Genomic DNA, 14,778 nt, shown 5'->3' with positions numbered 1-14,778 from the left:
CCTGTCCGGCAAGGCCCAGCGCCACGGCAGCGCCGGTGCCCAGTACGACGCTGCGGCGGCCGGGATCGAGTGGCTCATGGTTCATGCGATGTCTCCGGGAAATACGGGGCTGTCCAGCGCCCAGGCTCCCGGCCCGGCCAGCGCGATGGCCAGCAGGACGAGGGTCCACATCAGGGGGTACTCGGCGCCGGCGCGCATCCAGAACCAGCCCTTGGGCACGGCCAGCAGCACGGTGAAGCCGATGAACGCCGCTGCGGCCAGCGCAGCGATGCGTGTCTGCCAGCCCAGCAGTACGGCCATTCCGGACAGCACCTGCAGCCCGGCCAGCAGCAATGGCAGAGGCGCCGCCGACGGCAGGCCGAAGCCACGCAGTTCGGCCGCGAAACCGCTCAGGCCAGGGCCACCGAACCAGCCGAACAGCTTGCCCAGCGCGTGGGGCAGCAGGAAGCCGCCCGCCGCCACGCGCAGGATCAGCAGCGCCAGGTCGAGCCCCGGATCCATGGTCAGTGCCCGCCTTCCTGGGCGCCGAACATGGTCTTGGCGTACTGGATGCCGATGCCGTAACCGCCCGCATGATCACGGGCGATTCCGGTGGTCAGGCCATAGGTCTCGCCGCGCGCCCAGTCGCGCTGCAGCTCCAGCAGGTACTGCACGCTGGTCATCGGCACCGCACCGGCCTGCACCATGCGGGCGATCGCCCGCTCATGTGCTTCCACGCTGACATCGCCGCAGGCGTCGGTGATCACGTACACCTGGAAACCCTGCTCCAGCGCTGACAGCGCAGGCCCCACGATGCACACGCTGGTCCACAGCCCGGCCATTACGAGGCGACGCCTGCCGATGCGATTGATCTCATCGATCACCGGCTGGTCTTCCCAGGTGTTCATGGAGGTGCGATCGAACACCTTCTGCCCGGGGAAGATCACCGGCAGCTCCGGAAACATCGGGCCGGAGAACGAGGTCTCCGCGACCGTGGTCAGCACCACGGGCACATTGAAACCCTGCGCGCCCTTGCTGATCAGCGCGACGTTGTTGCGCAGCGCCGAGATGTCGATCGTGTGGGTTGCAAATGCCATCTGCGACTGGAAATCGATCAGGACCAGTGCGTGATCGGTGGGCGATAGCAGGCCTTTGGCAGGAATTGCGGTAGCGAGGCTCATGGATGGACTCCGTTGCGAACAAGGGCAGGGGGAAGGGACAGGGCTGCATCTCCAGCCAGGTACTGGCCGGGGCTGCAGCCGGTCTCCGCGCGGAAGCTGCGGACGAAATGGCTCTGGTCGAAGAAGCCCAGCTGCTGCGCCAGGCAGGACATCGGCAGTTGCACGACGGGCAGCAGCTGACGGGCACGCTCGATACGGCGGCGGCGCACGTAGCGCAGTGGGCTCGCGCCGGTTCCGGTGCGGAACAGCCGCACCAGATGGAAGCGGCTCACGCAGGCCGCGTCAGCCAGCTCGGTGACCCGCATCGGCTGTGACAGGTGTTCATCGATGTAATGCAGCGCACGCTGCAGAGCGGCAGCCTGCCGGGGCGGCAGCGCCGCGACGGTCGGAACAGGGCTGGATACGGTAGCCATGGAGGGGTGCCACGACGGGGTGCCCCATGGTGCGGGGCGCCGGCACGATGCCCTACCCCCGACGGACGAGGGCAGCACCTACCCGAATGGGGGAGACCGTCGCTCCAGCACACGTCGTCCGAACAGCCGCGCGTCCAGCGAGTAGGCACCCGGCCCAAGTGCCAGCAGGGCCAACGGCAGCAACGCCAGGGCCCACGGCACGGACTGCCAGAACAGGCACGGCACGGCCAGCAGCGCAGACAGCGGCGTCAGCACCCCCAGCAGCAGCGACAGGGCGACCATCAGGCAGGCAGCCGTCAGCCAGCCCGCGTCGGACGGGCGCACGCACAGCGCTGCGACCACGCACAGCCGCAGCCACAACAGGCCGGCGCCGGGACCGCGGTCAGGAAACATCACGAACAGGCGCTGCATGGAGAGTCTCTGTGGTCCATGCCGGCGTGATAGCCGAGTGCCGCGGCAGGCGCCTACCCCGTTCGGGTCACCCCGCCCTGCCCCGCACCTGCGAGAATGCGCTGCATGCATGGCTGCCCCTTCCCTTCCCTGCGTCGCCTGACGGCGTTGCTGATGTGCCTGCTGCTGTGCATCGCCCTGCCCGCCCACGCCGTGCAGCGCCCGGCAGTGAGCAGCGGGCTGCCCGGCTACGAGCACACCGCCTGGCGGGTGGGACAGGGCGCACCCGGCGATATCTGGGACATCGCCCAGGATCGCGACGGCCTGCTCTGGCTGGCCACCGGCTCCGGGCTGTACCGCTTCGACGGGCGTCGCTTCGAGCGGCAGCCCGCACCGCCCGGCAGCCGATTTCCCTCCACCAACATGGTCACCCTGGTGCCCGGCGATGGCGATGCGCTGTGGATCGGCTATTTCCAGGCGGGCATCAGCCAGTTCGCCAATGGCCAGCTGCGCAACTTCGGGCGCGCGGAAGGGGTTCCGGTCGGCGTGGTGCCGCGCTTCAGCCGCGACCAGCACGGACGCCGCTGGGCCGCCATCAACGGCGGGCTGCGCTGGTTCGACGGCAAGCGCTGGCGGCCGCCACCGGCCAGCGCAGGCCTGCCCGAGCGGCGCGTGCAGTGGGTCCTGCAGGACAGCCGCAATACCTTCTGGGTGCTGGCCGACCTGAAGATCTGGAAACGCGCGCCGGGTGCCGTCCGCTTCGAGGACACCGGCATCGCTGTCTCGCAGATGGCCACGTTGGTGGAGAGCCCGCTGGGTGAGGTGTGGCTGGCCGACCGCGTGCGCGGCACCTCGCCGCTGGCCAACGCGGAGGGTGTGCTGCCACAGCACGAGCGCGAAGCACGCCGCCTGCCGGAGCTGGTCGCTGCGCGGCTGCAGTTCACCGCTGATGGCGCGCTGTGGGCGACGATGAGCCCGCACGGTGGGGTCGCCAGGGTCACGTTCGATGGCAGGCGCGCCGTGCGCATGGAACGTTTCGATTCACCGGATGGCCTGACCGCAACGTCGGCCGTGCCGATCATGGCCGACCGCGAAGGCAATATCTGGGTCGGCACCAATCTCGGCCTCAACCGCTTCCGCGCGCGCAGCGTGAAAACGCTGTCGGCCGGTCCTGCCGATCCGTATCGCTCGCTGGTCCGTGCCAGCGATGGCCGCGTGTATGGCTACGGCGAGGATCTGGCACCTTATGACCTGCGCCGGGAGCTGCTCGACGGCAGTGGCGCGCAACTGAAAGCCGCTGCACGCGGCGCGCCGACGCCGATCTGGCAATTCGACTGGGTCAATCTCGCGCGCACGCGTAACGGCCGGACCGCACGGATCGCACTGCCGGCGCCGTTCACCGGCCAGCCACTGCACGCGCTGCTGTTTCCCGATGACGAGCAGGCCTGGGTCTGTACCGGCGAGCGCGGCGTGCTGCATTACGCGCAGGGCCGTTGGCAGCGCGAACCGCGCCTGCCCGAGCAGGCCTGTTCCTCCCTGGCAATGGACCACAACGGCCAGCTGCTGCTGGGGTATGCCGATGGACGCCTGCGCCATCTGGGTGATAGCACGATCGAGACCTTCGGTGCCGCGCAGGGGCTGTCAGTGGGGCCGGTGACTGCCCTGCTGCAGCAGCGCGATCTGTTGCTGGTCGCCGGCGAATCGGGCCTGGCCGCACGCCTGGGCGGCGGACGTTTCATGCCGGTACGCACCGACCTTGCGGGCGTGCTCGAAGGCATCACCGGCATGGTGGCCGATGCACAGGGCCGGCTCTGGCTCAACGGCAGCCGCGGCCTGGTGCGTCTGGACAGCGCGCATCTGCGGCACGCGCTGCGCGCCGGCCTGCCGGTGACGCCGCGCCTGTTCGATGCCGTGGACGGCATGCCGGGCGTCGCCCTGCAGAGCGGTCCGATCTCCACGGCGGTGCTGGCCGGTGACGGGCTGCTCTGGCTGGCCACCAACCAGGGCCTGGCATGGCTGGACACGACCCACGCGCACGTCAACAGCATGGCGCCGAGCGTCCGCATCGGCGATGTGCTGTACGGCAACGTGCACGAACCACTGCGTGACAATATGCGCCTGCCCGCTGGTACCACCCAGCTGCAGATCGACTACGTGGCCCTTTCACTGGCCCGGCCCGAACGCAACCGCTACCGCTATCGACTGTCGGGTGTCGACGAGGACTGGCAGGACGCCGGCAGCAGCACCCGCGCCTACTACACCAACCTGGCCCCCGGCAGCTACCGCTTCGAGGTGGAGGCCGCCAACGAAGACGGCATCTGGAGCCGGGTGCCGGCGCATCGCAGCTTCCGCATCGCACCGACCTTCATGCAGACGGTCTGGTTCAAGCTGCTGTGCGCGCTGCTGGTGCTGGCGGTGCTGGTGATGGCCGTACGGATCCGCAGCGGACAGCTGGCCGCGCTGTTCCGGGCCCGGCTGCAGGAGCGCAACGGCGAACGCGAGCGCATCGCCCGTGACCTGCATGACACGCTGCTGCAGGGCAGCCAGGGCCTGATCCTGCGCCTGCACGCGATCAGCCAGTCACCACAGACACCGGAAACCGTGCGCAGCCAGCTGGAATCGGCGATGCAGCTGGCCGAACGCAATCTGGCCGAGGGCCGCGAACGGGTCAACGCCCTGCGCGACGGTCCCTTCGCGGGTCGTGATCTGGCCTCGGCCCTGGCCGATGTGCACGCTGAGTACGCCGGCCAGGGCACCAACCCACTGCGCCTGACCGTGGAAGGCACCCCGCCCCGCCTGCAGCCGGATGCTGCCGAGGAGGTGTTCCTGATCGGCCGCGAGGCGATCCGCAATGCATTGCGGCATGCGCACGCCAGCGCCATCGAGGTCGAGCTGTCCTACGGTGCCCGCTGCTTCCTGCTGCATGTCCGCGATGACGGCGTTGGCATTGCCGACGACCATGCCGGTGCCGGCCACTGGGGGCTGCAGGGCATGCGCGAGCGCGCGCAGCGGCTGGGCGCGGCGCTGAAGCTGTGGACGCGGCCCGGCCTGGGCACTGAAGTGGCGCTGTCGGTCCCCGCGCGCCGCCTCTATCACCGAAGGCCGTCGCGCTGGCGCTGGCCCTGGAGCAGACCTGACCATGACTGAGCTCTCCCCTCCCATCGGCGTGCTGGTGGTCGATGACCACCCGCTGCTGCGCGACGGCCTGGCGGCCCTGCTCGGCGCCCAGCCGGACCTGCGGCTGCTGGGCGAAGCTGCCGACGGTGAAGAAGCCATCGCGCAGTACCAGCATCTGCAACCGGACGTGGTGCTGATGGACCTGCAGATGCCCCGGCTGGACGGTGTCGAGGCCATCATGCGGATCCGCGCGCTCGACCCGCGTGCCCGCATCATCGTGCTGACCACCTACCGCGGCGACGTGCGCGCGGTGCGCGCCCTGCAGGCCGGTGCCAGCGCCTACCTGCTCAAGGACATGCTGCGCCATGAACTGATCGATACCATCCGCATGGTGGCCGGTGGTCGCCGTGCGCCTATTCCACCCGCGGTGGCCGCCAGCATCGCCGCGCACGTGGTGGAGGACCGGCTGTCGCCGCGCGAAACCGAGGTGCTGCGGCATGTTGCCGGCGGACTCTCGAACAAGCGCATCGGCGAACGCATGCAGATCTCGGAGCAGACGGTGAAAGCGCACATGAAGAGCCTGATGGACAAGCTGGGCGTCGGCGACCGCACCCATGCGGTCACACAGGCCCTGCGCCGCGGCATCATCAGCCTGGACGACAGCGGCCACGATTGACGCGCGGCTGCGCGCGCAGCGCTCAGCGCAGGCGGATCAGCAGGCTGCCACCGGCACAGAGCGTCGCCAGCCATGCCACCCCATGCCACCCCCACTGCGCCAATGCCAGGCTGCCAAGTGCGCCTCCGGCCGCCATGCCGATGAACATGCCGGTGAACAGCACTGCATTGAGACGGCTGCGTGCGGCGGGCGCCAGGCCATACACCAGTGTCTGGTGGGCCACCAAAGCCGACTGGAAGCCGAAATCGAACAGCAGTGCGCTGGCCACCAGCAGCGGCAGCAGTGCCGCTGCGGGCAGCCACGATTCGGCGAGCAGCAGTGCAAAGCCAAGCAATGCCACCATGATCGCCAAGCGTGCCACTGCGGGGCTGCCCAGCCTGTCGGCGAAGCGACCGGCGAACGGCGCCGCCAGCGCGCCCGCCGCACCGGCAATACCGAAGGCGCCGGCGGCAGCACTGCCCAGTCCCAGACGCGCATGCAGCATCAGCGCCAGGGTTGACCAGAACGCGCTGAAACCCACCGCCAGCAACGACTGGCTCGCCACCGCCCGGCGCAGCTGCGGCTGCTCCCGCCACAGCGACAGCAACGAGCCCAGCAGCGCCGGATAGCGCAGGGTGCTGGTGGATGCGAAGCGGGGCAGTGCACGCGCCATCACCACCCCCATCGCCGCCACGGACACGGCCGCCAGCACGAACTGGGTGCGCCAGCCCCAGGCCTCGGCCACCATCCCGCTGACCACGCGCGACAGCAGGATGCCCAGCAGCAGACCGGTCATCACCCGTCCGACCACCTGCCCGCGTTGCGCATCCGGAGCCAGCGCCGCAGCGGCAGGCACGATGTCCTGGGCCAGCGTTGCCATCAACCCGACCAGCAGGCTGGCCATCAGCAGGCCCGGCAGGTGCCCCGCCCCGGCCGCTGCGGCGAGTGCAACCGACAGCAGCGCGGACTTCAGCAGGATCAGCGACCGGCGGTCGAAACGATCCCCCAAGGGCGCCAGCAGCAGGATGCCCAGCGCATAGCCGAGCTGGGTCAGGGTCGGCACCAGACCTGCCGCGCGCTCGCCCGCGGACAGGTCCTGGGCGATCAGTCCCAGCATCGGCTGGCTGTAATAGAGCGATGCCACCGAAAACCCGGCACCGGCCGCCATCGCCAGTACCAGGGAGGTGGAAGGAGCCACGACCGGCGGGGCGGTCACGGAAAGCGTGGGGGTGGACATCAGCAACTCCAGTCAGGGAACGGGAGGTAGCCTGCGCCTATTCGCCTCACGTCTGTAGTAGGATCAAATGAATACTTTTCATACATGGTGCGTATGATGGACATGGCCCCGGGCGCCGACCGGCTCGACCTGCTGCGCACCTTCCTGCGCATCGTCGACGCCGGCAGCCTGTCTGCCGCCGCCGCGCAGCTGGGTACCACCCAGCCCACCGTGAGCCGCCGCCTGCAGGCACTGGAACGGCAACTGGGCCTGCGACTGCTGCACCGGTCCACGCATGGTCTGCAGCTGACCGAGGAGGGCATGCGCTGCCAGCGGCACGCGCAGCGGGTGGTGGAGGAATGGGAAACGCTCCAGGCCGAACTGCAGGGACAACCCGACGTGCTGCGTGGGCGCCTGCGTGTGATGGTGCCGCATGCGTTTGGACAGGCACAGCTGCTGCCGACCATGCTCGCCTTCCTCGCCCGGCATCCACAGTTGAGCCTGGAGTGGATCCTCGAAGACCGGCGCCCGGACTTCATTGCCGAGGGCGTCGACTGTGCGGTGCGGGTCGGCCCGGTGGACGAGCCACGCATGGTCGCGCTGCCGCTGGCCGAAGTCCCACGCATCGTGGTCGCCGCGCCTTCGCTGGTCGATCCCGATGCGGTGACCACCGCTGCACAGGCGCAGGCATTGCCCTGGATCTCCCTCGTCACCTACTACCGCGAACGCCTGCTGCTGTACGACGCACGCGGGCGTCCGCACACACTGTCGATCACGCCGCGCCTGCTCAGTGACAACCTGTTCGTGGTCCAGCAGGCGGCGCGTGCGGGCCTGGGTGCGGCGGTGGTATCGGCCTGGCTGGTCGCCGAGGATCTGGCGCACGGCCGCCTGGTCCAGTTGTTGCCGGGCTGGGAAGCGCCGCCCCTGCCGGTCCATGTGGTGTTTCCTGCCGCGCGCCAGCAGCCGGCGCGGCTGCGCGCCTTCATCGATGCGATGAAGGCCGCCCTGCCGCAGCTGCATGGCATGCGGCCGACTCCCGGTCTCAGTTCAACCGCGCCTTGATCAACGGTCGGAGCAGGTAGTTCAGGACGCTGCGCTTGCCGGTCAGGATGTCCACATCCGCCACCATGCCGGGAATGATCGGCAGGGCCTCGCCGTGCCGCCGCAGTTGGCTGCCATCGGTGCGGATCAGCACCTGGTAGAACGATTCCTTGCCCCGCGGCGTATCCTCCTCGATGGTATCGGCACTGATCTGCTCGACGGTGCCGCTGAGTTCGCCGTAGATGGTGTAGTCATAGGCGGTGATCTTGACCTTGGCCGGCATGCCCGGCACCAGGAACGCGACGTCGCGCGGCTTGACGCGGGCTTCCACCAGCAGCCGTTCCTCCACCGGAATCACCTCCATGATCGGCTCGCCGGGAGGAATCACGCCACCGCGGGTATTGATCAGCACCGTGTTGACCCGCCCACGCACGGGCGACAGGATCTCGGTGCGCCGCAGCTGGTCCTGCCGCTGGTGAACGATCGGCTCCAGTGCGGACAACTCCGCCTTCAGCTTGGAGCGTTCGGTATAGGCTTCCTGGAAATAGGTGTTGCGCAACTCGCTGAGCTTGCCGGTCAACGTGGCGATTTCCTGGGTCAGCTTCAACTCTTCCATCTGGCTGACGGCGTTGCGCGCGACCAGCGGCCGCACGATCCGCAGTTGGTCGCGCGCGATCGACAGCTGCTGGCCGATGGCTGCCGAACTCTGCTGCAATGTCGCACGGCGGGACTGGTACAGCTCCCGCTCCGAACGTGCCAGCGCGCTCCCGGCTGGAATGTCGTCCGGGAACTCGATGGCACCTTTGCCCAGCACCTCCGCATCCAGTCGCGCGATTGCGGCCCGCAGCACCTGCGACTGGTTGGCCGATTCCTCGTAGTTGGTGCGGAAGTGGGTTTCCTCCAGCCGCACCAGCGGCTGGCCCACTTCGACCAGGTCTCCCTCCTTCACCAGCAGGCGATCGAGGATGCCGCCTTCCAGGCTCTGGATCTTCTGCATGCGGCTGTACGGCACCACCCTGCCCTCGCCACGGGTCACCTGGTCCAGCTGCGCAAGCGCGGCCCAGCCCACGGCGATGGCCACCGTCGCCAGCAGCACCCACAACAGCGGTCGGTACACGGGATGCGTGGACGCCAGCAGTGGATCCGCAAGCTCGCGCCGCAGTCGCTGCGAACGCTTCTGCCGCTCAACCATGATGTCCTCCTGCGACCGCGGCGATCGGCTGCACCTGGTTGCCCTGCACCACCTGCTCCAATGGGCCGTCCATGATGATCCTGCCGTTGCGCATCACCACGGCACGCTCGACGAGGGCCAGCATGCTGCGCTTGTGGGTGGTCAGTACCAGCGTGCGCTGGCCGAGCCAACGCTGCAGGAACTGGATGACATGGGTCTCGCTCTGCTGGTCGAAGGCGGCGGTGGGCTCATCCAGCAGCACGACAGGCGGATCCTGCAGGATCACCCGGGCCAGGCCGATGGCCTGGCGCTGGCCACCGGACAGGCTGCCGTTGCCCATCACCAGCTGGTCCAGCCCCAACGGATTGCCGCGCACGAAAGGCCCCATGCCCACCGCATCCAGCGCCTCCAGCAGCTCATCATCCCGCCAGGCGGCACCTTCCAGATTGAGGTTGTCGCGCAGGCTGCCATGGAACAGCGCCACGTCCTGCGGCAGATAACCAATGTTGCGTGCACGGTCACCGGGATCGATCTGTGCCAGCGCCACGTCGTCCAGCAACAGGCGTCCCTGCTGCGGCGTCACCAGTCCGGACAGCACGCGCAGCAGGCTGGACTTGCCCGCACCGTTGCCGCCCAGCAGCGCCACCCGCTGCCCAGGTGCGATGGACAGCGCATGCACGTCGACCACCCACGGCCCTTCGCCCAGCGCCAGGCGGACATCGTGCAGCTGGTAGGCACCCTGCAGGCGCGGCCGGTGCACGAAGCGGGCACCCTGTGGGCGCTCCTGCTCGGCGCCCATCAACTGGTCCAGCCCCTCCATGGCGACGCGGGTGTGCTGCCAGCGCCCCAGCACCGCCGCAACCTGCGCCAGCGGCGCGATCGCCCGCGATGACAGGATCGAGCACGCCACCAGTGCGCCCACGGTCATCGCACCGTCATTGATGCGGTAGACACCGAAGGCGACCACACCCACATACGCAAGCTGCTGCACCACGGCCGCGCCATGGCTGAGGCTGGCGGTGAGCGTACTTGTCTTCAATGCCGTTCCCGCCAGCTGCGCCGTCAGGCTTTCCCAGTGCTTCAGGCTGCGGCCTTCGGCACGCGTGGCCTTTACTGATTCCAGGTGTTCAAAGGCCTCCAGCAGCACGCTGTTCTTCATCGCCCCTTCGCGCAGATTCTGCCGCGACAGCTCACCCAGCCGGCGCTGCGCGAGCACGCCCGGCAGCACCATCAGGACACAGGCCACCATCGGCACCCAGACCACATGCCCACCGATCAGCGCGATCAGCAGCAGGAACACGAACACGAACGGCAGGTCGCTGAGCAGCGCAGCGGTGGACGAGGTGAAGAAATCACGCACGCCCTCAAACTCGCGCACCTGCGTACTGAATGCCCCCATCGACGCCGGCTTGGCGTTGGTCCGGGTACCGAGCACGCGGGCGAACAGCAGCGTTCCCAGCTGCAGGTCCATGCGCTTGCCGAGCACATGCAGCAGCTGCCCGCGCAGGACGCGCAGCACCCCTTCGATGATGACCGCCAGGGCAACGCCACTGGCCAGCACCCACAGCGTGTCGAACGCTGCCACCGGCACCACCCGGTCATAGATCTGCATGGCGAAGATCGCCGTCGCGATGGCCAGCAGGTTGGCCACGAATGCGGCGGCCCCCACCTCGACATAGGAGCGCCACAGCTGACGCAGTGGCCCGTAGAACCAGTGCTCGCCCCGGCCCGCGGCGAAATCGCCGACCCGGCCATCCGAGCGGAAGCGCGGTTTGGCGAACACTGCCGTACCACTGTACAGCGCCTGCAGTGCCTGCAGCGGCATGGCCTGTGTGCCACCCTCGGCCTGTGGCACCTCCACCTGCGCCTGGTCATCGCTGATCGCCGTCAACAACAGCGTGTTCCCATTGTTCAGCAGCAGCAGGACCGGCAGCAGATAGGCGTCGATGTCGGTCAGCTCGAAGGCCTCCACGCGCGCGTTCAGGTCCGCCCGCCGCAGCGCGCGTGGCACCCGCTGCAATGGCAGCCGCCCCTGCTCCAGAGCAATGCCGTCAACCAGCTCGGCAGCACCCAGTGGCCGGCCCAGCCGCTCGCACAGCAGCAGCAGGCCATCCTGCAGCGGGTCGCGCGGCGTGTTGCCGCTGCCGGTGGTAGTCGATTCAATGCGCGGCGTCTGCATGCGTCCTCCCTCCAAGCAACTCACCCAGCTGCCCGATCTGGGCGGCAGCGCGATAATCGATACGGACCCGCTCCATGCGCAGAGTTGCCAGCTGGCGTTCGGCCTCCATCCGCTCGCGCTGCACGCTGAGCAGATCGATGATGTCGCGGCGTCCGACCTGGAACTGGTCGTGATACAGGCCGCCGACGTGCGTGGACTCCTCCACCTGTTGCTGCAGCGCCTGCTCACGCAGTACCAGCGCATCGGCGTTGTCGAACAAGGTGCGCATCTTGCGCCGCAGATCACGGCGGGTGGCGTCGGCACTCCACTGCGCCGCCTCCAGTCGCTGCCGGGCCGCCGCCGGCCGCTGGAAATTGCTGAAGCCGCGCAGGACATCCATGCGCAGGCGCAGCGAAACCACCGAATCGTTCTCCATCTGGCCGCCGATCTCGCGGCGCAGCGCCGATGCCTCCACGTTGAGCTGTGGCTTCAATGCCGCGCGCGATTCGGCCAGCTCCGCCTCGGCTGCCGCGGCATCCTCGCGCGATTCCCGCAGCAGCGGCGCGGCCTCGATTGCTGCATCCAGGCCGTCACGCTGCCACGCCCGCTGTCCGGCAGGCAGGTCCGGCGCCTGCAGCGGGCCAGGATCGCGGCCCAGCAGCAGGGCCAGCTGGTTGTTGGCATCGCGCAACGCGCCTTCCTCGAACGCCAGCTGGTCCTGGCCGCGCGCGAACTCCAGCTGCGCGCGATCCAGCTCGGTGCGGTCGGCGTAGCCGCTGCCGCTGCGGTCGCGGGCCATGCCGCGGACGCCCTCGATCCGCTGCAGGAAGTCACGCACGGCCACCACTCTTTCGCGGGCGACCAGCACGTCCAGGTAGGTCTCGATGATATCCAGCGCTGCGTCGTCCCGGGCGACCTCCAGCGCTGCCAGATAGCGGCGCTGGGTCGCACTGGCGGCCTCGACCTGGCTGCGCGTCCGGCCCCAGTCGAACAGCATCTGCGACAGCGTGACGTCGTACACCATCTCGGACATGTGTCCGGCCTGCGGTCCGCCGGAGATCTGCAGTGCGGGAAAGTAGCCCCCCCGTGCGATTTTCACGTCGGTGCCTGCCCGTTCCGCTTCGCTCAGCGCCGCACGCACCCGGGGATGGATCGCCAGTCCGGTCTGCACAGCCTGCCCCACACTCATCGCACTGGCCCCCGCCGGCAGGCCGCACAGCAGGAGGAGCGCGAACGCTCCTCCTGCCCACCGCCTTCGGCTCCGCCGTTGCGGCATCAGGCCACCACCTGCACCGAGTTGTCCTCCACCAGCAGCGTGGTGCTGCCAAAGGTGTACACGTCGTAGGTCACACCATTGATCAACTGGGTGGTTCCGGTGTTGACCGCACCGATGACGTTCAGCACATCGTTGCTCTCGCCGGTGATCTGCAGCGTGTCGTTGCCATCGGTGATCGCCGCCACTTCCGCCGCAGTGAGGGTGAGCACGCTGCCCGAATCTCCCGTGCCCAGATCGATGCGCTCGATGTTGCTGAGCGTGCCCACACCGGCCGAGTTGTAGTCCAGGTCGATGCCATTGGCCAGGATCAGGGTGTCGAATCCAGCCCCTCCATCGATGCTGACGAAGTTGGTGGCGGTGATCTGGATCGCGTCGTCGCCGTTGCCGGCGACCACGTGATCGCCGCTGCCGACGTTGAAGATCAGATCGCTGCCATCGCCGCCGTTGATGTGCTCGGAACTGCCGTTGGCGCCGGACAGTACGTCATTCCCGGATGTACCGTTGACATCGATCTGACCGATGTTCAACGACAGGCCGTTCGGACTCAGCGTGACGCCGTAGGCAGCGCTGTCGTTGCCGTTGGAATCGGTAGATACCAGATTGAAGGATATCTGCGACCCAAGGTTGAGGATATCGGTGATGTTCAACCCGAGCTGGCTGAGGATGGTCGGACTGAGCAGGTTCAGCGAGAAGTTGCCGGAGGAATCGGCCTGGATCGGCAGCAGCTCGACGTTCAGCGCGGGCGTGATCACCCGGATCACAACGCTCGAATCCGGCTCGGTGGTGCCACTGAAGCCAAAGCGCGGACTGAGAGGATTGAGGCTGACGTCCACCCCGAAGTTGCCGATGGTGACCGGCTGTTCGATGCTGGTGCCGATGCCGATGCTGGCCACGTTGCTCGGATTGCCAGCCGGATCACTGCCCACGACCGACACCTGTGCGTTGAGCAGCTGGTCCCAGGTGAAGTCGATATCCAGATCGGTGAGCAGGTTCAGCGACGCCAGGCCACTGTTGTCGGCGGTGACCGTCGCCGTGGCCGTCACACCTCCTACCGTCAGCGTGACCGTCAATTCGGTGCCGGGTTCGGCGGAAATGGTCAGCAGATTGCCGACCAGCGACAGCACCGGGGTTGCGGGTGGAACCGTATCGATGGTGAAGGCTTCCGGCGCCGATGCGGTGCCACCGGCGACTTCGGCGGTGATGGTCGATGCGCCTTCCGGGAACGGCCCCATGCCAGCGGGCGGCGTCAAGGTCACGGTCACCGAACCGGCCGCGATGTCCGCAGCGGTCAGGGTGTGGCTGACATCGGCCTCGTAGCCGTTCTGGCCCGCGAACCTGACGGTGATGACCTGCCCGACCTGCATCGTCGGGCGAACGGTCACGTCGACCTGGATGCCGTCGCCGATTTCCGCAGCATTGATCCACATGTCGGCGGCCTCCGGCACGCTGATGTCCGGTGGCGCAAGATCGGGGGCATTGATCGTCGCCGGACCGCTGGTATTGCCCGCCAGATCGATCGCGACCGCAGAGATCAGCTCGCCGGCAATCAACGGTGGTGCGAACGGCAGGCTGAAGTTGCCGCTGCCATCCACATTGACGGTGATCGGATTCGCGGTGTCTCCATTGACCACAATCCGGACCTGGCTGTTGGGCTCGGCCGTGCCGCTCAGCAGCGTACCGTCAGCACTCACGCTGAGCAGCGGCGCCGGCGGCGCCACGGCGTCCACCGTGGTGGTGGCCGGGCCGCTGTTGTTGCCCGCCGCATCCTGGGCCACCGCGTTGATCACGGTGCCATCGGGCAGCGGCGCTCCAGGAGTGAAGCTCCAGTTGCCGCTGCCATCGGCGGTGGTTTCGCCGATGGGATCGCCGTTGCCATCGGTCAGGATCACTGTTGCACCGGCTTCAGCGGTGCCAGTGATGACGCTGCCGTTGCTCGGATCGATCACCGGGGCCGGCGGCGCCACCGCATCCACCGTGGTGGTGGCCGGGCCGCTGCTATTGCCTGCGGGATCCTGTGCCACCGCGTTGATCACGGTGCCGTCGGGCAGCGGCGCTCCAGGGGTGAAGCTCCAGTTGCCACTGCCATCGGCGATAGCTTGCCCGATCGGATCGCCATTGCCATCGGTGAGGATCACCGTGGCGCCGGCTTCAGCCGTACCGCTGATGACGCTGCCATTGCTC

General features: G+C 68.2%; 12 protein-coding genes. 3 read left to right on the top strand and 9 right to left on the bottom strand.

The window, feature by feature from the left end:
- Positions 1-81: 81 nt before the first annotated feature.
- The 4 genes from AC5P76_RS08715 to AC5P76_RS08700 form a co-directional block, all read right to left on the bottom strand.
- Positions 82-501: a DoxX family protein gene (locus AC5P76_RS08715; protein WP_065182957.1), complete on the bottom strand. Its 420-nt coding sequence runs from the start codon at positions 499-501 to the stop codon at positions 82-84.
- A gap of 2 nt (positions 502-503) precedes the next feature.
- Positions 504-1,160 carry a hydrolase gene (locus tag AC5P76_RS08710; protein ID WP_065175260.1) on the bottom strand — a complete coding sequence of 219 codons (657 nt, stop codon included), beginning with the start codon at positions 1,158-1,160 and terminating at the stop codon, positions 504-506.
- On the bottom strand, positions 1,157-1,573 hold the full coding sequence (locus AC5P76_RS08705; protein ID WP_164152522.1) for a helix-turn-helix transcriptional regulator: 417 nt from the start codon (positions 1,571-1,573) through the stop codon (positions 1,157-1,159). Before AC5P76_RS08705 ends, AC5P76_RS08710 begins: the two co-directional genes overlap by 4 nt.
- Positions 1,574-1,651: 78 nt before the next feature.
- Entirely contained in the window at positions 1,652-1,984 is a 333-nt protein-coding gene (locus tag AC5P76_RS08700) for a hypothetical protein (RefSeq protein WP_253118582.1), read from the bottom strand.
- A 96-nt stretch (positions 1,985-2,080) separates the two neighbouring features.
- On the opposite strand from AC5P76_RS08700, the gene AC5P76_RS08695 reads away from it, so the two are divergent.
- Positions 2,081-5,110 carry a sensor histidine kinase gene (locus tag AC5P76_RS08695; RefSeq protein ID WP_495222727.1) on the top strand — a complete coding sequence of 1,010 codons (3,030 nt, stop codon included), beginning with the start codon at positions 2,081-2,083 and terminating at the stop codon, positions 5,108-5,110.
- On the top strand, positions 5,103-5,756 hold the full coding sequence (locus AC5P76_RS08690; protein ID WP_065175264.1) for a response regulator: 654 nt from the start codon (positions 5,103-5,105) through the stop codon (positions 5,754-5,756). The genes AC5P76_RS08695 and AC5P76_RS08690 overlap by 8 nt, the downstream gene beginning before the upstream one ends.
- Positions 5,757-5,778: 22 nt before the next feature.
- Here AC5P76_RS08690 and AC5P76_RS08685 read toward each other — a convergent pair whose 3' ends face one another.
- Positions 5,779-6,972 carry an MFS transporter gene (locus AC5P76_RS08685; protein WP_253118584.1) on the bottom strand — a complete coding sequence of 398 codons (1,194 nt, stop codon included), beginning with the start codon at positions 6,970-6,972 and terminating at the stop codon, positions 5,779-5,781.
- A 93-nt stretch (positions 6,973-7,065) separates the two neighbouring features.
- Here AC5P76_RS08685 and AC5P76_RS08680 point away from each other — a divergent pair, with 93 nt between their 5' ends.
- The gene (locus AC5P76_RS08680; protein ID WP_180875335.1) at positions 7,066-8,013 is read left to right on the top strand and encodes a LysR family transcriptional regulator; all 948 of its coding nucleotides are present in this window, start codon (positions 7,066-7,068) and stop codon (positions 8,011-8,013) included.
- On the opposite strand, the gene AC5P76_RS08675 is transcribed toward AC5P76_RS08680, so the two are convergent.
- The 4 genes from AC5P76_RS08675 to AC5P76_RS08660 form a co-directional block, all read right to left on the bottom strand.
- Complete coding sequence (locus AC5P76_RS08675; protein WP_005414746.1) at positions 7,994-9,184, bottom strand: beta-barrel domain-containing protein; 1,191 nt, start codon at positions 9,182-9,184, stop codon at positions 7,994-7,996. The genes AC5P76_RS08680 and AC5P76_RS08675 overlap by 20 nt on opposite strands.
- Positions 9,177-11,342: a type I secretion system permease/ATPase gene (locus AC5P76_RS08670; protein WP_253118586.1), complete on the bottom strand. Its 2,166-nt coding sequence runs from the start codon at positions 11,340-11,342 to the stop codon at positions 9,177-9,179. Before AC5P76_RS08670 ends, AC5P76_RS08675 begins: the two co-directional genes overlap by 8 nt.
- Positions 11,323-12,510, bottom strand: a complete 1,188-nt coding sequence (locus tag AC5P76_RS08665; RefSeq protein WP_253118587.1) for a TolC family protein — start codon at positions 12,508-12,510, stop codon at positions 11,323-11,325. Before AC5P76_RS08665 ends, AC5P76_RS08670 begins: the two co-directional genes overlap by 20 nt.
- Before the next feature lie 86 nt (positions 12,511-12,596).
- The coding region (locus AC5P76_RS08660; RefSeq protein WP_495222726.1) for an Ig-like domain-containing protein at positions 12,597-14,778 on the bottom strand (2,182 nt) is incomplete at its 5' end.

This window comes from Stenotrophomonas sp. YJH_SMC_36, from assembly GCF_059369935.1.
Note: the sequence above shows the minus strand (reverse complement) of the source record. Positions and strands in the feature narration are given on the sequence as shown.